This window comes from Nocardia sp. NPDC046763, assembly GCF_040645495.1.
Classification (GTDB): domain Bacteria; phylum Actinomycetota; class Actinomycetes; order Mycobacteriales; family Mycobacteriaceae; genus Nocardia.
Genome location: NZ_JBEYYI010000034.1, coordinates 1 through 21842, shown reverse-complemented (window position 1 = coordinate 21842; position 21842 = coordinate 1). Strand labels below are relative to the sequence as shown.

At 66.5% G+C, this 21842-nt stretch carries 22 protein-coding genes; 20 read left to right on the top strand and 2 right to left on the bottom strand.

What is annotated here, in order from left to right; genetic code table 11:
• Positions 1–83 precede the first annotated feature (83 nt).
• The 5 genes from thrB (at position 84) to prmC (ending at position 6830) form a co-directional block, all read left to right on the top strand.
• Positions 84–1040: a homoserine kinase gene (gene thrB, locus ABZ909_RS37435; RefSeq protein ID WP_357009802.1), complete on the top strand. Its 957-nt coding sequence runs from the start codon at positions 84–86 to the stop codon at positions 1038–1040.
• A 478-nt stretch (positions 1041–1518) separates the two neighbouring features.
• Positions 1519–3435, top strand: coding sequence for a transcription termination factor Rho (rho, locus tag ABZ909_RS37430; RefSeq protein ID WP_357009955.1), 1917 nt, complete (start codon positions 1519–1521; stop codon positions 3433–3435).
• 851 nt (positions 3436–4286) lie between these two features.
• Positions 4287–4508 (top strand): 50S ribosomal protein L31, encoded by a 222-nt coding sequence (gene rpmE, locus ABZ909_RS37425; protein ID WP_040856062.1) that lies wholly within the window; start codon positions 4287–4289, stop codon positions 4506–4508.
• A gap of 243 nt (positions 4509–4751) precedes the next feature.
• Positions 4752–5834 (top strand): peptide chain release factor 1, encoded by a 1083-nt coding sequence (gene prfA, locus ABZ909_RS37420; RefSeq protein WP_357009799.1) that lies wholly within the window; start codon positions 4752–4754, stop codon positions 5832–5834.
• Between the two features lie 117 nt (positions 5835–5951).
• On the top strand, positions 5952–6830 hold the full coding sequence (prmC, locus tag ABZ909_RS37415) for a peptide chain release factor N(5)-glutamine methyltransferase (RefSeq protein WP_357009796.1): 879 nt from the start codon (positions 5952–5954) through the stop codon (positions 6828–6830).
• A gap of 3 nt (positions 6831–6833) precedes the next feature.
• On the opposite strand, the gene ABZ909_RS37410 is transcribed toward prmC, so the two are convergent.
• Entirely contained in the window at positions 6834–7127 is a 294-nt protein-coding gene (locus ABZ909_RS37410) for a DUF427 domain-containing protein (protein WP_357009793.1), read from the bottom strand.
• Between the two features lie 328 nt (positions 7128–7455).
• On the opposite strand from ABZ909_RS37410, the gene ABZ909_RS37405 reads away from it, so the two are divergent.
• The 11 genes from ABZ909_RS37405 to ABZ909_RS37355 all read left to right on the top strand — a co-directional run bounded on the left by ABZ909_RS37405 (position 7456) and on the right by ABZ909_RS37355 (position 17231).
• Positions 7456–8121: an L-threonylcarbamoyladenylate synthase gene (locus ABZ909_RS37405; protein WP_357009791.1), complete on the top strand. Its 666-nt coding sequence runs from the start codon at positions 7456–7458 to the stop codon at positions 8119–8121.
• Between the two features lie 11 nt (positions 8122–8132).
• Positions 8133–9329, top strand: a complete 1197-nt coding sequence (locus tag ABZ909_RS37400; RefSeq protein ID WP_354849539.1) for an MraY family glycosyltransferase — start codon at positions 8133–8135, stop codon at positions 9327–9329.
• Between the two features lie 2 nt (positions 9330–9331).
• Positions 9332–9769 carry a hypothetical protein gene (locus ABZ909_RS37395; protein ID WP_357009788.1) on the top strand — a complete coding sequence of 146 codons (438 nt, stop codon included), beginning with the start codon at positions 9332–9334 and terminating at the stop codon, positions 9767–9769.
• Between the two features lie 417 nt (positions 9770–10186).
• Entirely contained in the window at positions 10187–10912 is a 726-nt protein-coding gene (gene atpB, locus ABZ909_RS37390) for a F0F1 ATP synthase subunit A (protein WP_357009786.1), read from the top strand.
• Positions 10913–10989: 77 nt separating this feature from the next.
• Entirely contained in the window at positions 10990–11232 is a 243-nt protein-coding gene (locus ABZ909_RS37385; protein ID WP_357009784.1) for an ATP synthase F0 subunit C, read from the top strand.
• 26 nt (positions 11233–11258) lie between these two features.
• Positions 11259–11816 carry a F0F1 ATP synthase subunit B gene (locus ABZ909_RS37380; protein WP_357009781.1) on the top strand — a complete coding sequence of 186 codons (558 nt, stop codon included), beginning with the start codon at positions 11259–11261 and terminating at the stop codon, positions 11814–11816.
• Between the two features lie 19 nt (positions 11817–11835).
• Entirely contained in the window at positions 11836–12645 is an 810-nt protein-coding gene (locus tag ABZ909_RS37375; RefSeq protein WP_357009778.1) for a F0F1 ATP synthase subunit delta, read from the top strand.
• A gap of 89 nt (positions 12646–12734) precedes the next feature.
• Positions 12735–14372 (top strand): F0F1 ATP synthase subunit alpha, encoded by a 1638-nt coding sequence (atpA, locus tag ABZ909_RS37370; RefSeq protein WP_357009775.1) that lies wholly within the window; start codon positions 12735–12737, stop codon positions 14370–14372.
• A gap of 57 nt (positions 14373–14429) precedes the next feature.
• Positions 14430–15398 (top strand): F0F1 ATP synthase subunit gamma, encoded by a 969-nt coding sequence (locus ABZ909_RS37365; RefSeq protein ID WP_357009772.1) that lies wholly within the window; start codon positions 14430–14432, stop codon positions 15396–15398.
• Between the two features lie 18 nt (positions 15399–15416).
• Entirely contained in the window at positions 15417–16847 is a 1431-nt protein-coding gene (gene atpD / locus ABZ909_RS37360) for a F0F1 ATP synthase subunit beta (protein ID WP_157388301.1), read from the top strand.
• A gap of 6 nt (positions 16848–16853) precedes the next feature.
• The gene (locus tag ABZ909_RS37355; protein WP_354849556.1) at positions 16854–17231 is read left to right on the top strand and encodes a F0F1 ATP synthase subunit epsilon; all 378 of its coding nucleotides are present in this window, start codon (positions 16854–16856) and stop codon (positions 17229–17231) included.
• A 120-nt stretch (positions 17232–17351) separates the two neighbouring features.
• On the opposite strand, the gene ABZ909_RS37350 is transcribed toward ABZ909_RS37355, so the two are convergent.
• Positions 17352–18443, bottom strand: coding sequence for an NAD(P)-dependent alcohol dehydrogenase (locus tag ABZ909_RS37350; protein WP_357009770.1), 1092 nt, complete (start codon positions 18441–18443; stop codon positions 17352–17354).
• A gap of 371 nt (positions 18444–18814) precedes the next feature.
• Here ABZ909_RS37350 and ABZ909_RS37345 point away from each other — a divergent pair, with 371 nt between their 5' ends.
• The 4 genes from ABZ909_RS37345 to murA all read left to right on the top strand — a co-directional run bounded on the left by ABZ909_RS37345 (position 18815) and on the right by murA (position 21519).
• Positions 18815–19051 (top strand): hypothetical protein, encoded by a 237-nt coding sequence (locus ABZ909_RS37345; RefSeq protein WP_357009768.1) that lies wholly within the window; start codon positions 18815–18817, stop codon positions 19049–19051.
• A gap of 169 nt (positions 19052–19220) precedes the next feature.
• Complete coding sequence (locus tag ABZ909_RS37340) at positions 19221–19643, top strand: DUF2550 domain-containing protein (protein ID WP_357009952.1); 423 nt, start codon at positions 19221–19223, stop codon at positions 19641–19643.
• A gap of 9 nt (positions 19644–19652) precedes the next feature.
• Complete coding sequence (locus tag ABZ909_RS37335; RefSeq protein ID WP_357009766.1) at positions 19653–20246, top strand: cob(I)yrinic acid a,c-diamide adenosyltransferase; 594 nt, start codon at positions 19653–19655, stop codon at positions 20244–20246.
• 10 nt (positions 20247–20256) lie between these two features.
• Positions 20257–21519, top strand: coding sequence for a UDP-N-acetylglucosamine 1-carboxyvinyltransferase (gene murA / locus ABZ909_RS37330; RefSeq protein ID WP_357009764.1), 1263 nt, complete (start codon positions 20257–20259; stop codon positions 21517–21519).
• The last annotated feature ends 323 nt before the right edge of the window (positions 21520–21842 follow it).

The following is a 21842-nucleotide window of genomic DNA, read 5'->3' as shown; positions in this document are numbered from 1 at the left end:
AGCTCCGTGAGCGAGCGGAGCGAGGGAACAATGTCACAGCCGCTTCGCGGTACGCCGGTGCCGAGCACCAGCAAGGTACCGGCGTGACGCGAACGCTGCCCGCCGGAATCTCCGTCACCGTGCGGGTTCCGGCGTCGAGCGCCAACCTGGGCCCGGGTTTCGATTCCCTCGGAATCGCTTTGGGGCTGTACGACGAGATCACGGTGTCCACCACCGACTCCGGGCTGACCATCAGGGTGGAGGGCGAGGGCGCCGACGATGTGCCCTGGGGCCCTTCGCATCTGGTGGTGCGCGCCGTCGAGCGCGGCCTGCAGGCCGCGGGCGTCTGGGCCGACGGCCTGGACGTGGTGTGTCGCAACGTGATTCCGCACTCGCGGGGCATGGGCTCGTCTGCGTCGGCCGCAGTGGGCGGCCTGGCGGCCGGGCGCGGGCTGGCCGCGAAGTTCGATCCGGAACTGGCCTTCAGCGATGACGTGCTGGTCCAGCTGGCCGGTGAATTCGAAGGCCACCCGGATAATTCGTCCGCCAGCATCCTGGGCGGATTCGTGGTGTGCTGGACGGAAACCGACCGTTCGGCGGATGAAAACGGTAGTGCCGACGCGCATCACGCCCGCCTGTACCGTGCGGTGCGGCTGGAGCCGCATCCCTCGCTGCGGCCCGTGGTGCTCATCCCCGAGGAGCGTTCCGCCACCGCGCACACCCGCGGCCTGCTCCCGGAAACGGTTCCGCACGTGGACGCGGCCTTCAATGCCAGCCGGTCCGCGCTCGCGGTAGTCGCCTTGACGCAGCGGCCCGACCTGCTGCTTCCCGCCACGGCCGACCGGCTACACCAGGGTTACCGCGCCTCGGCCCTGCCGCTCACCACCAAATGGGTGGAACGATTGCGTGCCGCTGGCATCGCGGCCACCGTCTCGGGCGCGGGCCCGACCGTGCTCGCCTTCGCGACCAGCGAATTCCCCGAAGAACTGCGTGAACTCGCGATCGCAGACGGCATGCGCGTTCTCGAGCCGGGCATCGCCGGCGGCGTCTCGGTGGATTGACAGCGCGCCTGCCTTGCCGATGTAAAGGGTGGGAGCTATCCTGAGCGAGTCCGTACATCGTGCGCGTCAGACGCCGGTGCTTCATCAGGGCAAATCGCTCCAGAGGCTCCTTGCTCGGGCTCGAGGCTTGAGGCTCGAAACTTGGGGGTAGCCAGTCAACTGGAATGATCTCTCCCACCTTGTCAGTTGGATGAGCACCAGCACTCGGTGGCGAAGCCCACGTGGTGGCAAGCCCACCGGCCCGGCGGGACAGGCGATACGGCATCCGAGTCCGGCACGAGACCGGACTGCAGGAGGAACCCTCGAACAGGCACACGGCGGTCGAGGGAAGGAAAGGATTTCCGTGACAGATACGGACCTGCTCGCGACACCCGGGACGGATAGTGATTCAGCGTCCTCGGGTAGCCGCGAAAGTGACTCCGGACAGATTTCGAAGATGAGCGAACAAACTGACGTCGCACGATCGGGGCTGACTGGAATGTTGTTGCCGCAGTTGCGTGCGCTTGCGGGAGAACTCGGTATCCGAGGCACTTCCGGGATGCGTAAGGGTGATCTCATCGCCGCTATCAAGGAGAACCAGGCCGGGGGCGCCAAGCCCGTTGCCGCGACCGGCGGCAAGCCCACGCGGAGCGCGAAGGCCAAGGCCGAGGAAGCGCCGAACGGCGGGGAGTCCGTGTCGGCCCCTGCGCGCGAGGTGAAGAAGGCCGCTGCCGTTGCCGACTCCGCTCCGGCCCCGGCCGAGGTGAAGGCGGAGGCGAAGGCCGGTCACGCGGACAAGGTCGAAGCGCGCAAGGCCGACACCGAGTCGCGCCAAAACGCTTCGGAGACGCGCGAATCCAAGCGCGAGGAGGGCGAGAACGCCCGCGCCGAGGGCGGCGACGACAGCCGGGACGGTGGCCAGCGTGGCCGCGGTCGCCAGCGCCGGGGCCGCGAGCAGCGCGGCGCCGCCACAGCCGAGACCACCGCCGAGGCTCCCGCCGCCGACAAGGGCGAGCAGGAGGGCGGCGAGCGTCGTCGCGATCGTGGCAACCAGGGCGATCGTGGTAATCAGCGCAACGACCAGGGCGAGCGCAACCAGCAGAGCCAGAACGGCGCCGGCCGCAGCAATCAGCGTGATGATCGCGGCGGTGACGACGAGGAAGGCGGCCGCGGCCGCCGGGGTCGTCGCTTCCGTGAGCGTCGTCGCGGGCGGGACCGCGAGGGCGCCGCCGCCGGTGGCGAGGCCCGCGAGATGGAGATCCGCGAGGACGACGTCCTGCAGCCGGTCGCCGGCATCCTCGATGTGCTCGACAACTACGCGTTCGTCCGCACCTCCGGCTACCTGGCCGGCCCGAACGACGTGTACGTCTCGATGAACCTGGTCCGCAAGAACGGCCTGCGCCGCGGCGACGCCATCACCGGTGCGGTCCGCGCCCCGCGCGACGGCGATCAGAGCAATCAGCGGCAGAAGTTCGATCCGCTGGTGCGGTTGGACACGGTCAACGGCGCGGACATCGAAAGTGCCAAGCGCCGACCGGAATTCAACAAGCTGACCCCGCTGTACCCGAACCAGCGACTGCGGCTGGAGACCCAGCCGAACAAGCTGACCACGCGCATCATCGATCTGATCATGCCGATCGGTAAGGGGCAGCGCGCTCTGATCGTGTCCCCGCCCAAGGCGGGTAAGACCACGATCATGCAGGACATCGCGAACGCGATCTCGGTGAACAACCCGGAGTGCTACCTGATGGTTGTGCTGGTGGACGAGCGTCCCGAGGAAGTGACCGATATGCAGCGCTCGGTGCGCGGCGAGGTCATCGCCTCCACGTTCGACCGGCCGCCCAGCGACCACACCTCGGTCGCCGAGCTCGCCATCGAGCGGGCCAAGCGCCTGGTGGAGCAGGGTCAGGACGTCGTCGTGCTGCTCGACTCGATCACCCGATTGGGCCGTGCGTACAACAACTCCTCGCCGGCCTCGGGCCGAATCCTTTCCGGTGGTGTGGATTCCACCGCGCTGTACCCGCCCAAGCGGTTCCTCGGCGCGGCCCGCAATATCGAGAACGGCGGCTCGCTCACCATCATCGCGACCGCGATGGTGGAGACCGGTTCCACCGGTGACACGGTCATCTTCGAGGAGTTCAAGGGCACGGGTAACGCCGAGCTCAAGCTGGACCGCAAGATTGCCGAGCGCCGCGTGTTCCCGGCGGTCGACGTCAACCCGTCCGGCACCCGCCGCGATGATCTGCTGATGTCGCCCGACGAGGCGGCGGTCCTGCACAAGCTGCGCCGCGTGCTCTCCGGCCTGGATTCACATCAGGCCATCGACCTGCTGGTCGACCGGTTGAAGAAGACCAAGAGCAATGTCGAGTTCCTGATGACGGTCTCCAAGACCGCCCCGGGTGCGCTCGACGAATGAGCCTGTAGCGCAAGGCTCCCCCGCCTCCCCGGGACTTTCGCGGACCAGTGGGAGCCGGGAGAGTTGCGTCGCCGACCGGCGGCCAGGTGCGACACCGATTCAGGGCGTTCCCGGGGAGTTACCCCCACGGGCGCGAAATCAGTTGTCGCCCTTGGGATCGGAATAACAGCATGCGCGGCGGCTCCGTTTCGACGGGGCCGCCGCGCTGCCGCTTGCGGGCTGAAGAAGGCTCGTCCGATCAGCGCCGCGCCGGCGATCATGAAGCCGAGGATGAGCGCGGTCACGGCACCGGACACGTCCGCTGCCGTGACCGCTGTGTAGGTGAGGGTGGCGTCCCCCAGCGGCGGGATGGGGGTCGGGTTCAGGGAGCCCACCGCGTTGCCGGACTCTCCGGGAGCCATCCACCAGCCCGCTACCGCCAGAAGTGTCAGTGTGACCAGGATCGCCCCCGCGACGAACTCCGCGCGCCGCCGGTCTGCCCTCCCGGCCTCGGCGTGCACGGTGACGGGGAACAGGCCCCCGATCGTCGCGTCCTTCCTGGTCACGGCTGTCCTTCCGGTAGTCGCGGGCCTCTCACCTGGACAAACTCTATGAACACGAGTGTTCGTATTCTTGAGTAGCGAGCTACTCGACTTCCAGCCTCACCGGAATACACGAAATATGCGTGCCCGTAGTTTCGTGGGGGAACGGCTGGGAACAAATCGGCCCAACCACCTGTTCAGGACGGTGTCACCCCTCGTGACGACCATTCGGTCGCGGCACATATACTGTTCCGTCGGCAACCATGCCTAGTCGGTTCCGGTTCACGTCTCGCATCGCCAGGCGACCCGGAGCCTTTCGAAAGGACACCCATGAAGGCAGGAATTCACCCCACGTACGTGGACACCACGGTCGTGTGCGGCTGCGGCAACACCTTCCAGACCAAGAGCACCAAGGAGTCGGGCCAGATCACGGTCGAGGTCTGCTCCCAGTGCCACCCGTTCTACACGGGCAAGCAGAAGATTCTGGACACCGGTGGCCGCGTGGCTCGCTTCGAGGCCCGCTACGGCAAGCGCGACAAGGCTGCCAAGTAGCTGTCCCGCCGACGCCCGTCCTGCGCACCGCAGGCCGGGCGTTGGTGTTTAATTGCCGCTGCGTTTGATTGCCTCCGCTTCGCTCCGGCTGTTTCGCGGCCCTGCAAGCTCGATTCTTCCCTCCTCCGCTCCTCCGCTTCGCTCCCCCGCTCCGTCAGTCCAGAATCGAGCCGGGCCGCGAACCGTGGGCGGTTCCTCACTCGCTTACATCCAGAGCCAAGTTCTTGAAGGAGCCCACACGCCATGGCCGACAAGCAGGCGGCCCCGTCCGCGATCGATGACATCCTGGCTGAGTACACGGGTCTGGAAACTCAGCTCGCAGACCCGGCGCTGCACAACGATCCCGGAGCGGCACGGCGCGTGGGTAAGCGTTTCGCCGAGCTCGGCCCGATCATGGCCACCTACAACAAGCTGAAGACCGCGCGTGAGGATCTGGCCGCCGCCGAGGAGCTGGCCGCCGACGACGCGTCCTTCGCGGCCGAGGTCCCGGGGCTGCAGGAGCAGGCGGAGGAGCTGGACAAGCAGCTCACCGACCTGCTCGCGCCGCGCGACCCGCACGACGCCGACGATGTCATCCTCGAGGTGAAATCAGGTGAGGGCGGCGAGGAATCGGCGCTGTTCGCCTCCGATCTGGCCCGCATGTACCTGCGCTACGCGGAACGGCACGGCTGGAAGGTCGAGGTGCTCGGCGTCACCTACTCCGATCTGGACGGGTACAAGGACGCCAGCTTCTCCATCAAGAGCAAGGAAGCCACCCGCGATGGTGTGTGGTCCAAGCTCAAGTTCGAGGGCGGCGTGCACCGCGTGCAGCGCGTGCCGGTCACCGAATCCCAAGGGCGCATTCACACTTCGGCCGCGGGCGTACTGGTGTACCCGGAGCCGGACGAGGTCGAGGAAGTCGAGATCGACGAGAAGGACCTGCGGATCGACGTCTACCGCTCCTCCGGCAAGGGCGGCCAGGGCGTCAACACCACCGACTCGGCCGTGCGCATCACCCACCTGCCCACCGGCCTGGTGGTGACCTGCCAGAACGAACGCTCGCAGCTGCAGAACAAGATTCGCGCCAAGCAGGTGCTGGCGGCGCGGCTGCAGGCCCTCGCCGAGGAACAGGCCGATGCCGACGCGGCCGCGGGTCGTGCCTCGCAGATCCGCACGGTGGACCGCTCCGAGCGCATCCGTACCTACAACTTCCCGGAGAACCGCATCGCCGATCACCGCATCGGTTTCAAGGCGCACAACCTGGACTCGGTGCTGGACGGCAACCTCGATGACCTGTTCAACGCCCTGGGCGAAGCCGACCGCGCCGCCCGCCTGGCCGCCGAGTAACAGGACCGGTAGCGCTGCGCCACGCCCGATGATCCGGGCGCGCGGGGCATTGGGCGGGAGCAGGTTCGGGACGCCCCGTTTCGTGCGAGCATGTGGGTGGGAGAAAGGCTGCGAACCGTGAGTCGTGCACCGTTGCGCCCCGCTGTCCGGGAGGCCGTCGAGATCCTGGCCGCGGCCGGGGTCCACAGCCCCCAGGCCGATGCGGAACATCTTGCGGCACATGTGCTGGGCATCGATCGCGGGCGCCTGGCCCTGATGCCCATGCTCACCCCCGACCAGCTGGAGGAGTACCGCAAGCTGGTCGCCAGGCGGGCGGAACGCGTTCCGCTGCAGCACCTTACGGGCATCGCGGCGATGGGGGAGATCGACCTCGCGGTCGGCCCCGGCGTCTTCGTCCCGCGCCCGGAGACGGAATTGCTGTTCGCCTGGGCGCTGGGTCAGCTCGAAGCCGTCGGCCACGAGCACCAGCCGATCGTGGTGGACCTGTGCACGGGTTCCGGTGCCCTGGCCCTGGCCATCGCCCACGCCCGCCCCGACGTCCAGGTGCACGCCGTCGAACTCGACACCGAAGCCCTGGCCTGGGCCCGCCGCAATGCGCGGCAACTGGCCGACGAGGGCGACACCGCGATTGACCTGCACGCCGGCGACGTCACCGACCCCGCCATCCTCGAGCAGCTCAACGGCCGAGTGGACGTGGTCGTCTCGAACCCGCCTTATATCCCCGAGGACGCCGAACTCGCTCCCGAGGTGATCGACCACGATCCGCACCGCGCCCTCTTCGGCGGCCCCGACGGCCTGTCCGTCATCCGCCCCATGACCGCCACCATCGCCCGCCTCCTGCGCGAAAACGGCACGGTGGCAGTCGAACACGACGACACCAACGGCGCGGGCGTCGCCGCCCTCTTCACCGCCCACGGCGGCTTCACCGACATCGTCGAACACCCCGACCTCGCCGGAAAACCCCGCTTCGTCGTGGCCCGTCGCACCGCCGACTGACGGTTACTCGGGACTACCCTCGATCTCAACGCCGTGCCAGAACGCGACATGATCCTTGATCTTGCGCGCCAGCGGGCTCGGCTTCGGGTAGTACCAGGCCGCGTCCGGATTCTCCTTCCCGTCCACCGTGACCGAGTAATAGCTCGCAATGCCTTTCCACGGGCACACGGTGTGGTGGGAACTCCCGCTGAAGAACTCCCGCTTCAACGACTCCACCGGAAAATAATGATTCCCCTCGAGCTCCACGGTCCGGGGAGCCTCGGCGATAACGGTCCCGTTCCAGATCGCACGCATCATGAGTCGTGCCTCCTTCGTCGCCCCCGAGCCTACGTTCGCCCGGCCTCCCCGCAATCCGTACGAAGAGTGTCGATCCTGCGAATTCACGCCCCGGGACGCTTGTCGTGTCCCGAGCCAGCGGCCGTAGGGCCTTTTCCGGTGCCTGCGGCCGTCGCAATTACCCCGGGGCGGTGTCCGAGGCCGGGGCTCGAACGCTCGTCGGGGCTTCGTGGCCCGGGCTCCAAGGGGTCGTCGGGGGCCTTCGAGGGCGGAGCGCCCGGGATTCTCAGGGTTTCCGGGGCTTGCCCCTGAGAGCTATCGACAGTTGATCCGTGCCAAGATGTCAGCCGTGAGTACCGTCTACGACTGTGCCGATCCCGACTCCCGCGCCGCCGGCCTGAGTGCCGCGCGCAGCACGCTGAAGTCCGGGCGATTGGCCGTCATTCCGACCGACACGCTCTACGGACTCGCTGCCGACGCGTTCGACAGTCAGGCGGTGAGCGCGCTGCTGGCCGCCAAGCGGCGCGGGCGGGACATGCCGGTGCCGGTGCTGGTCGGGTCGTGGAACACCATCGACGGACTGGTCTTCTCGGTGCGCCCGCAGGCCCGCGAGCTGATCCGCGCCTTCTGGCCGGGTGGGCTGAGTCTGGTTGTGCAGCAGGCCCCTTCGCTGGCCTGGGATCTGGGTGACGCACGCGGCACGGTGATGCTGCGCATGCCGCTGCACCCGGTCGCGTTGGAGCTGCTGCGCGAGGTGGGTCCGCTGGCGGTGTCGAGCGCGAACGTGTCCGGGCAGCCGCCCGCCACCACGGTGGCCGAGGCGCAGGCGCAGTTGGGCGATCTGGTCGGGGTGTACCTCGACGGCGGGCCGGCCGATCACGCGGTGGCGTCCACCATCGTCGATCTCACCGCCGACACCCCGCGCATTCTGCGCGAGGGCGCGGTGCCGGTCGAGAAGATCGCGGAGGTGCTCGGCATGTCGCCCGAGGAGCTCCGCCAGGCGGGCGCGCGGTGACGGCCCGTTAAATGCTGCTGAGTCAGGGCGTATTCAGCCAGGGCGCAGTCGTCCCGCTGCGGGAGCTGCTGCTGGTGCTGCTCGTCGCCACGGTCATCGCCTACCTGACCACCGGTGGAATCCGGGTGCTGGCCATCGCCTTCGGCGCGGTGGCGATTCCGCGTGAGCGCGATGTGCACGTGAAGCCGATTCCGCGGATGGGCGGGCTGGGCATCTATCTGGGTCTGCTGGCGGCCGTGCTGTTCGCCCACCAGCTGCCGGCCCTGCGCCGTGGATTCGACTATCCCAAGGACATTCCGGCGGTGCTGGCCGCGGCCACGCTCATCGTGCTGGTCGGCATCATCGACGACCGCTGGGGCCTGGACTGGCTGACCAAGCTGGTCGGCCAGATCACCGCGGCGGGTGTGATGGCGGTGATGGGCCTGAGCTGGGTGGCCATCTACAACCCCTTTACCAACGAGACCGTGGTGCTGGATCCGCTGCAGGGCGGTCTGGTCACGGTGGGCATCACGGTGACGGTCGTGAATGCCATGAATTTCGTGGACGGCCTGGATGGTTTGGCCGCGGGACTGGGGTTCATCGCGGCCGTCGCGGTCTTCGTGTTCACTGTGGGTTTGCTCTATGAGGTGGGCGGTTCCACCGACACCTATCCGCCGGCATTGCTGGCCGCGGCACTGGCCGGTGCGTGCCTGGGATTTCTGCCGCACAATTTCTCTCCGGCCCGCATTTTCATGGGTGATACCGGGTCCATGCTCATCGGATTGATGCTGGCCGCGGTGTCCACCGGCGCTTCCGGGCGAATTCCACTGCAGGGTTACGGCCCGCGCGACATCGTGGGTCTGCTGTCGCCGTTGTTGCTGGTGGGTGCGGTGATGTTCATTCCGGTACTCGATCTTGTTCTGGCGGTGGTCCGTCGCGTTCGCGCAGGTGTGAGTTTCTCCACTCCTGACAAAATGCATCTGCATCACCGTTTGCTGCAGATCGGGCATTCACAGCGCCGCGTGGTGCTGGTGATCTATCTGTGGGTGAGCGTGCTCGCATTCGGCGCGGTCGGGACCTCGCTGATCTCGGATCGGCGCATGGTGGTGCTGCTGTTCGCCGCCGGACTGGTTTTCGCGTTGATCGTCACCGCGGTGCCGTCCTGGCGGGAACTGAAAATCAACTCCGTCCGCAAACCGCCCCGCGATCGCGATCACGCCGCCGGGTAGAGTTGCTGACCGTGAGCACGCCTTCCGATCCCGGTCCCGACGCCCCGCTGCGCGCGGCACTGCGCTACGGCATCGCCGGTTTGGCTGTGCTGGTTGTGGTTTCGGCCATCCTCTCGACCGTCTTCGCGGGCCTGCCCGGCCTGTGGGGCGCGTTGATCGGCGCCGCCCTCGGCGGCGCCTTCATCCTCACCACCGCCGCCTCGGTGTTGTTCAGCGCCAAGATCGAATCCGGCCTGCAGGGCATCGTGCTGCTCGGCAGTTGGGTCGGAAAGCTGCTGCTGACAGTGATTGTCGTCGCAGTGCTCCGGCAGTACGACTTCTACAGCCGCGGCGCCCTGTTCTGCACCGTGGTCGGCGCGCTGCTCATAGTGCTGGGCGCGGAGACGTACGGTCTTCTGCGCCAACGGGTTCCGACCGTGCAGGTGGATCGCGACCTGTAGCCCGGGACCCCCGCGGCGACCTCGCGAAACACCGTTCGTCACGCGTTTCCGCGACCCCCTACGCATTGTCGTAGATAACTTGATAAACTCTTTACCTGTAGCCAACCGAATCAACAGGGGGGGGTCACCTTGGACCCGCCTGGGAGCAGGTTATGCTTACAGCCGTACCGGGCCCTTAGGGTCACGGTTCTGCACCGTCGACGATGTCGCCGACGCGCGTACAGACGCCAGGGCGTGATGCCACAGCTGCTGACGAACTTCGAGCCGACCTGAGTCGACCCACCAGATCGTCAATGTCCGATCGAACCGCAGGAGAAAACTATCTCCTGCGGCCGACCACGGGAGAGAACGCTGAGCGTCACCACTCTGGCGGGCGAGTTCCACGCGCCGTCACTCAACGACTTCTTCCCTCCAGCAGTGCTGTTCGAGGGGACGCCTTTCGAGCTCGACCGTTTGATGCTGATTCGCATCCTCATGTCGGTCGTTCTCCTGGCCGTGATGTTCGCCGCTTTCCGTCGGCCGCAGCTGGTTCCGCGCGGACTTCAGAATGTCGCCGAATCCGGTCTGGTGTTCGTCAAGGAGCAGATCTGCGACGAGGTGCTCGGCAAGGAATCCGGCAAGAAGTTCTTCCCGCTGATCGCGTCGATCTTCTTCGCCGTGCTGTTCCTGAACATCTCGGGTGTTATTCCGGGCCTGAACATCTCGTCGAACGCGCGCATCGGCATGCCGCTCGTGCTGGCCGTCGTCGCCTACATCACCTTCAACTATGTGGGCATCAAGAAGTACGGCTTCTTGAAATACATGCGCTCGTCCATCGTGGTGCCCAATGTGCCGCCCGCGCTGCACGTGCTGCTGATCCCGATCGAGTTCATCTCGACCTTCCTGCTGCGTCCGTTCACGCTGACCGTCCGTCTCATGGCGAACATGCTGGCCGGCCACATCATGTTGGTGCTGTTCTTCAGTGCCACCCAGTTCTTCCTGTTCGATGCCGCCTCGTGGATGAAGGTGTTCTCGCCGTTCTCGCTGCTCGCGGGCTTCGGCTTCACCCTCTTCGAACTCTTGGTGGTCTTCCTGCAGGCGTACGTGTTCGCGCTGCTGACCGCTGTGTACATCGGTCTCGCGCAGCACGCCGACTCCCACTGACCGACACCGCACCAACACCACAAACCTGCCACACACGCCGCCTCGGCGGGTGGGCGACAGAAAGGGAATAAACACCAATGAGCAGCACCATGACCTTCCTGGCTGATACCGCTCCCACGGTCAAGGGTTACGGCGCCATCGGCTACGGTCTCGCCGCCATCGGCCCCGGCATCGGCGTCGGCATCGTCGTCGGTAAGGCCATCGAGGGCATCGCCCGTCAGCCCGAGCTGCAGGGCACCATCCGGACCAACATGTTCCTGGGTATCGCGTTCACCGAGGCCCTGGCGCTGATCGGTCTCGTCGCCGGCTTCATTTTCTGATTCCGGCCAAAGACTAGGAATCAACGATGAACAGCACCTATCTGCTCGCGGCTGAGGGGTCTTCCGACGTGAACCCCCTCATCCCGGAGCCGTACGACATTTTCTGGTCTGCGGTCGTCTTCATCGTTATCGCCTTCGTTTTCACCAAGTACGTCGTTCCGCGCCTGACCAAGGTGCTCGACGAGCGTTCTCAGAAGATCGAGGGCGGTATCGCCAAGGCCGAGGCCGTGCAGGCCGAGGCGCAGGCCACCCTGCAGCAGTACCAGGAGCAGCTGGCCGAGGCTCGCCTCGAGGCTGCCCGTATCCGTGAGGAAGCCCGCACCCAGGGTGCGGCCATCCTGTCGCAGATGCGTACCGATGCGCAGGCCGAGGCCGACCGCATCGTGGCCGCCGGTCACTCGCAGCTGGAGGCACAGCGCCAGCAGATCGTGACCGAGCTGCGGTCCGAGCTGGGCCGTACCGCGGTCGACCTGGCCGAGAAGATCATCGGTCAGTCGGTGGCCGACGAGGCCAAGCAGTCGGCGTCGATCGACCGGTTCCTCGCGGAACTGGACGCGAACGCCGGCATCGGGGTCGGAAGGTAACGAGCCGAAAGTGGGAAGCATGTACGCAGCGAGCCGCGAGGCGAGTTCCCGTGCGCGGGAAGCTCTTCGGGCCGCTCTGACCGGTAGCGACACCGTCGCGGCTACTACGGGGTCGGAACTGTTCGCCGTTGTCGCCGTCCTCGACGACCAGCGTTCGCTGCGTGTGGCGCTCGCGGATAAGTCGGTGTCGAGTTCGGCGCGCGCCGAGCTGGCCGAACGCGTCTTCGGCGGCAAGATCAGCGGCACCACCCTGGCCGTGCTGACCACGGCGGTGGCCCAGGACTGGTCGCGGGCCCGCGATCTGGTCGACACGCTGGTCCTGCTCGGCCGCGAAGCGCTGCTGCGCGCCGCGGACGAGCGTGGCCGCCTGACCGCGGTCGAGGACGAGCTGTTCCGGCTGGCCCGGATCATCGACGACAACCCGGACCTGGAGCAGGCGCTGCAGGACCACGGCAAGCCGGCGGAAGCCAAGCTTGCCCTGGTGCAGCGTCTGCTCGCGGGCAAGGTCGAGGACATCACCCTGCAGCTGGTCGAGCAGGCCGTGCTGCGCCACAAGGGCGATACCGGCGCGGCCATCGACGAGCTGTCCGACCTGGCGGCTTCGCTCCGGGAGCAGATCGTGGCGCATGTCCGTGCCGCGGTGGCCCTGACGCCGCAGCAGCGCGAGCACCTGGCGGCTTCGCTGCAGCGCATCTACGACAAGCCCGTCACGGTGCACGTGCAGGAAGACCCGAGCCTGCTGGCCGGCGTCGTCGTGCGCGTGGGCGACGACGTGATCGACGGCAGCGCCGTCGGCCGCCTCCAGCGCTTGCGTCAGTCTCTCGCTTAGAGACGAACGCCGAACTGCGCAGCATTGCCGGCCAGCCGGCGAGGCACTTACACACCGACATTCGAGACCACAGCGAGAGCAGGAAGAACATGGCGGAGCTGACGATCTCCCCCGATGAGATCCGTAGCGCGATCGAGAGCTACACCCAGAGCTACACCCCCGAGACCTCCATCGAAGAGGTCGGTCTCGTCACCGACACCGGCGACGGTATCGCCCACATCAGCGGCCTGCCGTCCGCGATGGCCAACGAGCTGCTGGAGTTCCCGGGCGGCGTCCTCGGCGTGGCGCTGAACCTGGAGGACACCGAGATCGGTGCCGTCATCCTGGGTGAGTTCGACACCATCGAAGAGGGCCAGCAGGTCCGCCGCACCGGCGACGTGCTCTCGGTTCCCGTGGGCGACAAGTTCCTCGGCCGCGTCATCGACCCGCTGGGCGCGCCGATCGACGGCCTGGGTGAGATCGAGGCCGACGAGCGCCGCGTGCTCGAGCTGCAGGCCGCGACCGTGCTGGAGCGTCAGCCGGTCGGTGAGCCCATGGCCACCGGCATCACCGCCATCGACGCCCTGACCGCCATCGGCCGCGGTCAGCGTCAGCTCGTCATCGGCGACCGCAAGACCGGCAAGACCGCGGTCTGCATCGACGCCATCATCAACCAGAAGGCCAACTGGGCCACGGGCGATCCGTCGAAGCAGGTGCGCTGCATCTACGTCGCGATCGGCCAGAAGGGCTCCACCATCGCGGGTGTGAAGTCCGCGCTCGAGGCGCACGGCGCGATGGAGTACACCACCATCGTCGCGGCGCCCGCGTCGGACTCCGCCGGCTTCAAGTGGCTGGCCCCCTACACCGGTTCGGCCCTCGGCCAGCACTGGATGTACCAGGGCAAGCACGTCCTGATCGTGTTCGACGACCTGTCCAAGCAGGCCGAGGCCTACCGCGCCATCTCGCTGCTGCTGCGTCGCCCGCCGGGCCGCGAGGCGTACCCGGGTGACGTCTTCTACCTGCACTCGCGTCTGCTGGAGCGTTGCGCGAAGCTGTCCGACGCGCTGGGCGCGGGCTCGATGACCGGTCTGCCGATCATCGAGACCAAGGCCAACGACGTCTCGGCGTTCATCCCGACCAACGTCATCTCCATCACCGACGGCCAGGTGTTCCTGGAGTCGGACCTCTTCAACAAGGGTGTCCGCCCGGCCATCAACGTCGGTATCTCGGTGTCCCGAGTCGGTGGCGCCGCGCAGACCAAGGCCATGAAGAAGGTCTCCGGTTCGCTGCGTCTGGAGCTGGCCTCCTACCGTGAGCTCGAGGCGTTCTCCGCCTTCGCCTCCGACCTGGATGCCGCCTCGCTGGCCCAGCTGGAGCGTGGCGCGCGCTGGGTCGAGCTGCTCAAGCAGGACCAGTACGCCCCGGTTTCGGTCGAGGACCAGGTCGTTTCGCTGTTCCTGGTGGACGGCGGCTACTACGACTCCGTCCCGGTCGGCGACATCCGCCGCTTCAACGCCGAGCTGCTGGAGAGCCTGCACGCAGCCGTGCAGTCCTCCTTCGACGCCCTGCAGGGCGGCGCCAAGGTGCTCGAGGGTGAGGCCGCCGACGCCATCAAGGCCGCGACCGACAAGTTCAAGCAGGGCTTCCTGGCGTCCGACGGCACCCGCGTCGTCGAGGCCGAGGCCGGCCAGCTGGACCACGAAGAGGTCGAGTCTCTTTCCGTCACTCGCAAGCACGTCGAGAAGTAATCGAGACGAGCACATGCGAATGACCGAATCGACGAATGAAGGGAGTGTGAACCGCTAATGGCAAGCGTGCGCGAATTGCGCTCCCGTATTCGTTCCGTGAGCTCGATCAAGAAGATCACCAAGGCCCAGGAACTGATCGCCACCTCGCGAATCAGCAAGGCGCAGGCCCGAGTTGCCGCCGCCAAGCCGTACGCGGAAGAGATCACCAAGGTGCTCGCCGAATTGGCCAGCGCCAGTGGGAATCTCAACCACCCGCTGCTCACCGAGCGTGAGAACCCGCGCCGCGCAGCGGTTCTGGTCATCACCTCCGACCGCGGTATGTGCGGTGGCTACAACTCCAACGTGCTCAAGCGCGCCGAGGAGCTCATGACCACGCTGCGCACCGAGGGCAAGGAGCCGGTGCTGTACGTGATGGGCGCGAAGGGCCTGACGTACTACACCTTCCGCCGTCGCACCGTGAACGGTTCCTGGCTGGGCTTCTCCCAGCAGCCGAACTACGTGGACGCGTCCGCCGCGTGCAACCACCTGGTCGAGGCGTTCATGGCCGGATCCGACGGTGAGGTGCCGTCCCCGAACGGGGTCGGCACCATGGCCGGCGTCGACGAACTGCACATCGTCTACACGCGTTTCGTGTCGATGCTGTCGCAGCAGCCGGAGGTGCGTCGCCTGGCGCCGATCCAGGTGACGTTCGTGGACGAGAACTTCGAGATGGGTCCGGACAGCTTCACCGACGGAAACTCGGCGCCGGTCGCCCAATACGAGTTCGAGCCGGACGCGGATCGTCTGCTGGGCGCGCTGCTGCCGAAGTATGTCAACACTCGGATCTACTCGTCGCTGCTCGAGGCGGCGGCATCGGAGTCGGCTGCGCGCCGCACCGCCATGAAGGCCGCGACGGACAACGCCACGGAACTGGTCAACTCACTGACCCGGACCGCGAACTCGTTGCGCCAGGCACAGATTACGCAGGAAATCACGGAAATCGTCGGTGGCGCCAACGCGCTGGCGTCGAGCTCGGACCGCGACTAAGGCCCAGGAAGAGAACCAATGACCGCAGCTACTGAAACCCGGGTCGGCACTGGCCGTGTCGCCCGCGTCATCGGACCCGTCGTGGACGTCGAGTTCCCGCGCGGTTCCATTCCCGACCTGTACAACGCCCTGAACGTGGACATCGCGCTCGCGTCCGTGGCCAAGACCCTGACCCTCGAGGTCGCGCAGCACCTGGGCGACAACATCGTTCGCACCATCTCCATGCAGCCGACCGACGGTCTGATCCGTGGCGCCGAGGTGCGCGACACCGGCAAGCCGATCTCGGTGCCCGTCGGTGACGTCGTCAAGGGCCACGTGTTCAATGCGCTCGGCGACTGCCTCGACACCCCCGGCCTGGGCCGGGACGGCGAGCAGTGGGGCATCCACCGCCAGCCGCCCGCCTTCGACCAGCTCGAGGGCAAGACCGAGATCCTGGAGACGGGCATCAAGGTCATCGACCTGCTCACCCCGTACGTGAAGGGTGGCAAGATCGGTCTGTTCGGTGGTGCCGGTGTCGGCAAGACCGTTCTGATCCAGGAGATGATCACCCGTATCGCGCGTGAGTTCTCCGGTACGTCCGTGTTCGCGGGCGTCGGTGAGCGCACCCGTGAGGGCACCGACCTGCACCTGGAAATGGAGGAGATGGGCGTCCTCCAGGACACCGCCCTCGTCTTCGGCCAGATGGACGAGCCGCCGGGGACGCGTATGCGCGTCGCCCTCTCGGCCCTGACCATGGCCGAGTACTTCCGCGACGTGCAGAACCAGGACGTTCTGCTGTTCATCGACAACATCTTCCGCTTCACCCAGGCCGGTTCCGAGGTCTCGACCCTGCTGGGTCGTATGCCTTCGGCCGTCGGTTACCAGCCGACCCTGGCGGACGAGATGGGTCAGCTGCAGGAGCGCATCACCTCGACCCGTGGTCGCTCGATCACCTCGATGCAGGCGATCTACGTCCCCGCGGACGACTACACCGACCCCGCGCCGGCCACCACCTTCGCGCACCTGGACGCCACCACCGAGCTGTCGCGTCCGATTTCGCAGAAGGGCATCTACCCGGCCGTCGACCCGCTGTCGTCGACCTCGCGAATCCTCGAGGCCTCGATCGTCGGTGAGCGTCACTTCCGGGTGGCCAACGAGGTCAAGCGAATCCTGCAGAAGTACAAGGAACTCCAGGACATCATCGCGATTCTGGGCATGGACGAGCTCTCCGAAGAGGACAAGGTCCTCGTCGGTCGCGCCCGTCGCCTGGAGAAGTTCCTGGGCCAGAACTTCATCGTGGCCGAGAAGTTCACCGGCCAGGAGGGTTCCGTCGTGCCGCTGGAGCAGACCATCGACGACTTCGATCGGGTCTGCAAGGGCGAGTTCGACCACCTGCCGGAGCAGGCGTTCAACTCCTGCGGTGGCCTGGACGACGTCGAGGCTGCTGCGAAGAAGATCGCCGGGAAGTAGTCCACCATGGCGGATATGTCAGTTGATCTGGTCGCCGTCGAGCGGCTGCTGTGGTCGGGCCGGGCGAAGTTCGTCTCGGCTCAGACCACGGAGGGTGAGATCGGCATCCTGGCCGGCCACGAACCGCTGCTCGGGCAGCTGGTCGAGGCCGGCACGGTGACCATCGTGTCCGACGACGACGAGCGTGTGGTCGTGGCCGTGCACGGCGGGTTCTTCTCGGTCACCGCCACTTCGGTGCGCGTACTTGCCGAATCCGCCGATTTCGCCTTCGATATCGACGAGGCGGCCGCCAAGGCCGTTGTCGCCGACCCGGATGCGAGCCCGGCCGCGCTGGCCAAGGCACAGGGCCAGCTGCGGGCGGTCGAGAAGGCGGCGTCTGCCTAGCCTTCCGGCGCTGAAACCAGGAGCGGCGGTCCCAGGGAATATCCCTGGGGCCGCCGCTCTTTCGCGTTCACATCGAACCACACCCACGCCCGGCATCAGCCGGGCGCGAGTGTGTTGTTCTCACTGGAAGGTGAGAATTGGCTTGATCGTGGTGCCGTGGTGGGCGTCCGCGACCGCGGTGTCGATATCGGTGAAGGCGTAAGTCTTGCTGATCTTCTCGATCGGGAACTTGCCTTCGGCATGCCATTGCAGCAGTTGCGGAATGAATCGCTGCGGATCGCCACTGCCCTCGATGCAGCCCCGGACGGCCTTGCCGTTGCCGGTGAGGTGGCCGATTTCGAGGTCCATGCTGGCCTCGCCCAGCCCGACCAGCACGAGGGTGCCCATGGGGGCCAACGCCTGCAGGCCCTTGGCGATGACGGCATTGTGGGCGGTCGTGTCGAGCGCGAAGTTCGCGCCACCGTTGGTCGCCGCGACGATCTGCGCCACCACGTCCTCGGCCGCGCCGTCGATGGTGACATCCGCGCCGAGCTCCTTGGCTACGGCCAGCCGATCGGCGGAAAGGTCAATGGCGACAATGGTTCCCGCGCCGATGGCGCGGGCCGCCATGAGGGCCGCCATCCCCACGCCGCCGACGCCGAAGATGGCCAGTGAGTCGTTCGGCCCCGGCTTCATGACATTGGCGATCGCGCCCGCACCGGTCTGCACACCGCACCCGAACGGGGCGGTGGCCACCAGGTCCACGTCCTTGTCGACCACCACGACACTGCGCGCCGGCACCAGTGCGTGGGTGGCGAAACTCGATTGCCCGAAGAACGCGCCCATCACGCGTTCGCCATTACTGCTCAGTGGAGAGGTGAAATCCGCGCGCCCGCCCGAGGTGTTCAGAATGACGAAATTCTCGCAGTAGGGCGGAAGCCCGTTTGCGCAACGCGAGCAGGTTCCGCAACTGGCATAGGTGAGCAGAACATGGTCGCCGACTTCGATTCCCGTTACCTCCGAGCCAATCTGTTCGACGATCCCGGCGCCCTCGTGTCCGAGCACGATCGGCAAATCGGCGGGAAACACGCCCTTGGTGACCAGATCGGTGTGGCAGACCCCGGACGCGACGATGCGCACCAGCACCTCGCCCGGTCGCGGTTCCTCCAGGGTGAGGGTCTCCATCGAGAACGGCACGTCCGCTCCTCGGGCCACCGCAGCGGTAATTTCCACGGAATCTCCTTCCAAGACATCTCAGTTGCCCGGAGCATAAGAACGTGTTCCAGTTTACGGCCATTGTCGATCCCACTCAGCGGGTCGCCCGTTCGGCTTGTGCGGCCGGGATCTGGTAAGCGGCCGGCGTTTTCGGTTACTTCGTGCAGTAATCAAGACTTTGGTTACCCGATGCAGTCGAATGCTCTCGCCGGTCTCCGGATGTGATCAAAACCATCCGGCAAAGTACCGGCTATTCCGGCACTTGCGGCTCTACCTCCACGACGCACACCGCGTTGCCTACGCCTGCACACCGCGTTGCTACTGCACGCCGGATTGCCGATGGAATGCACACCGCACGATGAGCGAGGGGTTGCCGGGCGGGCTTCGAATTGGCAAATGAGGGGTGGCTGTCGCTGTTGTCGCCGTCGCCCTTGGCTTCGTCCCGCCGGGTGCGGCATCGGCGGATACCGTCGTCCCGCTACATCGTCAACCATCTGGACACCCCGATGGAGATTCCGGGCGGCGGCGGGTACGCGCAGGCGCGCCAGGTCTCGGTGGTCGAGGTCGACAGCTCGACCTATACCGGCAACCTGGTGCTTCACGGTGAGCCGTTCACCATGGGCTGATATATCTTCTGCACCCTGCTGATCAGCGCATACGTCACATTCGGTGGATGGCCGGACCTCGCCATTCCGCGGTCGCTACTATCGACCGAAAGCGGGGCCCCGGCCGTCGGCCGGTCAGTGATCGACAGCAACGCGGATGTGAAGGGACGGAGCGGCATTGCAAACCGGGATGTGGCTTCTGATCATTCTGGTGTTGCTGCTGGTCGGCCTGGCCCTGGCCTCGACGTATCGTCTGGTGATGCTGCGCCGCGGCGGGACCGCCGCCCTGTTGCGTGTGCTGCCCGCGCGGGGTCATGGCGGGGGCTGGCGGCACGGCCTGATCCGTTACGACGAGGACACGCTCCTCTTCTACAAACTCTCCAGCCTCAAGCTCGGCCCGGATTCCACCATGCGCCGGCTCGCCATCGAGGTGGGCCCGCGGCGGTCCCCGCAGGACGACGAGTACGACATCATGACCGACGAGGTCATCGTCCAGGTCTCCGACGGTCACGGCAGTTACGAGCTGGCACTCGACCGCGGCGCCATGGCCGCCTTCCTGTCCTGGGTGGAATCCCGCCCCTCCGAGCGCATTCGCCGTCGCCGCGCCGGATAGTGTGACCCTGTGAGCGTTCACTTGACGCGGATCTACACGCGGACCGGCGACGACGGCACCACGGGGCTGAGTGATTTCTCTCGGGTGGCCAAGACCGACCCGCGGCTGATCGCCTACGCCGACTGTGACGAAACCAATGCCGCACTGGGTGTCGCCATCGCCCTCGGACAGCCGGACGAGCGGATACTCGGTGTGCTGCGTTCCATACAGAACGATTTGTTCGACGCCGGTGCAGACCTGTCCACCCCCGTGGTCGCGGAGCCCAAGTACCCGCCGCTGCGCATCACCCAGGTCTACATCGACCGCCTCGAGAAGTGGTGCGATGAGTTCAATGAGCCTCTGGCGCCGTTGAATTCGTTCATCCTGCCCGGCGGCACACCGCTGGCGGCACTGCTGCACACCGCCCGCACCGTGGCCCGACGCGCCGAGCGGTCGGCGTGGGCCGCGGTGGCGGCGCACCCGGACGATACGAACGCACTGCCCGCCAAATACCTCAACCGCCTGTCCGACCTGCTGTTCATCCTCGGCCGGGTCGCCAATCCGGACGGCGACATACTTTGGCGGCCGGGCGGAGACGCCGCGAGCGCGGGAGAGGACCACTAGGCTGACCACCGTGAGTGAACGGTTTCTGGTGACCGGGGGCAGCAGGCTCGTCGGTGAGGTCGCGGTAGGCGGCGCGAAGAACAGCGTCCTCAAGCTGATGGCCGCCGCGTTGCTGGCCGAAGGGACGACCACCATCACGAACTGCCCGGACATCCTCGACGTGCCGCTCATGGCCGAGGTGCTGCGTGGTCTCGGATGTGACGTCACCGTCGACCACGAGACCGTGACCATCGCGACGCCTCCGGAACCGAAGTACCACGCCGACTTCCCGGCCGTCACCCAGTTCCGCGCCTCGGTGTGTGTGCTGGGTCCGCTGATGGCGCGCTGCAAGCGGGCCGTGGTGGCGCTCCCGGGTGGTGACGCCATCGGTTCGCGTCCGCTGGATATGCATCAGGCCGGTCTGCGACTGCTGGGCGCGACCTCCGAAATCGAGCACGGCTGCCTGGTGGCGCGCGCGGAGGAGCTGCAGGGCGCCCGGATTCGCCTGGACTTCCCGTCGGTCGGCGCGACCGAGAACATCCTGATGGCCGCGGTGCTGGCAGAGGGGGAGACGGTCATCGACAATGCCGCGCGTGAACCGGAGATCGTGGATCTCTGCAACATGCTGGCGCGGATGGGCGCGAAGATCTCCGGCGCGGGCACCTCGGTGCTGACCATCGAGGGCGTGGACAAGCTCTCGCCGACCACCCACCGGGTGATCGGCGACCGCATCGTGGCCGCGACCTGGGGTATCGCTGCCGCCATGACCACCGGCGACGTGCGGGTGACCGGTATCAACCCCAAGCACCTGTCCCTGGTGCTGGACAAGCTGCGCTCCGCCGGCGCGCGAATCTCGTTCGAACCAGATGGTTTTCGTGTGGTGCAGGCGGATCGCCCTCGCGCCGTGAACTTCTCGACCCTGCCGTTCCCCGGGTTTCCCACCGATCTGCAGCCGATGGCCATCGGCCTGGCCGCGATCGCCGACGGCACCTCGATGATCACCGAGAACATTTTCGAAGCGCGCTTTCGCTTCGTCGAAGAGATGATCCGCCTGGGCGCGGATGCCCGCACCGACGGGCATCACGCTGTGGTGCGCGGGATTCCGCGTTTGTCCTCGGCGCCGGTGTGGTCCTCCGATATTCGCGCCGGCGCGGGTCTGGTGCTCGCGGGTCTGGTCGCCGACGGCGTCACCGAGGTCCACGATGTCTTCCATATCGACCGTGGCTACCCGGATTTCGTGGAGAACCTGCGCTCGCTCGGAGCCCAGATCGAACGCGTCGGAACCGCGGACTGAACGGCCGGTGTCGGGACGGGTTCGCGAAAACCCGTCCTGAACAGGCGATTTGACATGCGAACAACCAACACGTAACTTATTCCAGGTCAGAGCGACACGGACACCGACTCCGGTGAGACGAGCTTCGCCTGATGATCACACTAGCTCCCAGCCGACCTGCGGATTTGGTTCTGCTGCGCGGACGGGGCTAAGCTTGACAAGTTGCCTCACGATCAAGCGGGACTAAGAGCCCGGGAGATCGTTTGTGCGTGTGTTCTTTGAGAACTCAATAGTGTGTCGATGAATGTCAGTGCCAAATTTTGAAATTTGGTTCCGATTCTCAC

Coding starts and splice junctions, on each gene's coding strand:
- rho (WP_357009955.1), top strand. CDS start 1,519: ATGTTGTTGCCGCAGTTGCGTGCGCTTGCGGGAGAACTCGGTATCCGA.
- rpmE (WP_040856062.1), top strand. CDS start 4,287: ATGAAGGCAGGAATTCACCCCACGTACGTGGACACCACGGTCGTGTGC.
- prfA (WP_357009799.1), top strand. CDS start 4,752: ATGGCCGACAAGCAGGCGGCCCCGTCCGCGATCGATGACATCCTGGCT.
- ABZ909_RS37410 (WP_357009793.1), bottom strand. CDS start 7,127: ATGATGCGTGCGATCTGGAACGGGACCGTTATCGCCGAGGCTCCCCGG.
- ABZ909_RS37400 (WP_354849539.1), top strand. CDS start 8,133: ATGCTGCTGAGTCAGGGCGTATTCAGCCAGGGCGCAGTCGTCCCGCTG.
- ABZ909_RS37385 (WP_357009784.1), top strand. CDS start 10,990: ATGAGCAGCACCATGACCTTCCTGGCTGATACCGCTCCCACGGTCAAG.
- ABZ909_RS37380 (WP_357009781.1), top strand. CDS start 11,259: ATGAACAGCACCTATCTGCTCGCGGCTGAGGGGTCTTCCGACGTGAAC.
- ABZ909_RS37375 (WP_357009778.1), top strand. CDS start 11,836: ATGTACGCAGCGAGCCGCGAGGCGAGTTCCCGTGCGCGGGAAGCTCTT.
- atpA (WP_357009775.1), top strand. CDS start 12,735: ATGGCGGAGCTGACGATCTCCCCCGATGAGATCCGTAGCGCGATCGAG.
- ABZ909_RS37365 (WP_357009772.1), top strand. CDS start 14,430: ATGGCAAGCGTGCGCGAATTGCGCTCCCGTATTCGTTCCGTGAGCTCG.
- atpD (WP_157388301.1), top strand. CDS start 15,417: ATGACCGCAGCTACTGAAACCCGGGTCGGCACTGGCCGTGTCGCCCGC.
- ABZ909_RS37355 (WP_354849556.1), top strand. CDS start 16,854: ATGGCGGATATGTCAGTTGATCTGGTCGCCGTCGAGCGGCTGCTGTGG.
- ABZ909_RS37340 (WP_357009952.1), top strand. CDS start 19,221: ATGTGGCTTCTGATCATTCTGGTGTTGCTGCTGGTCGGCCTGGCCCTG.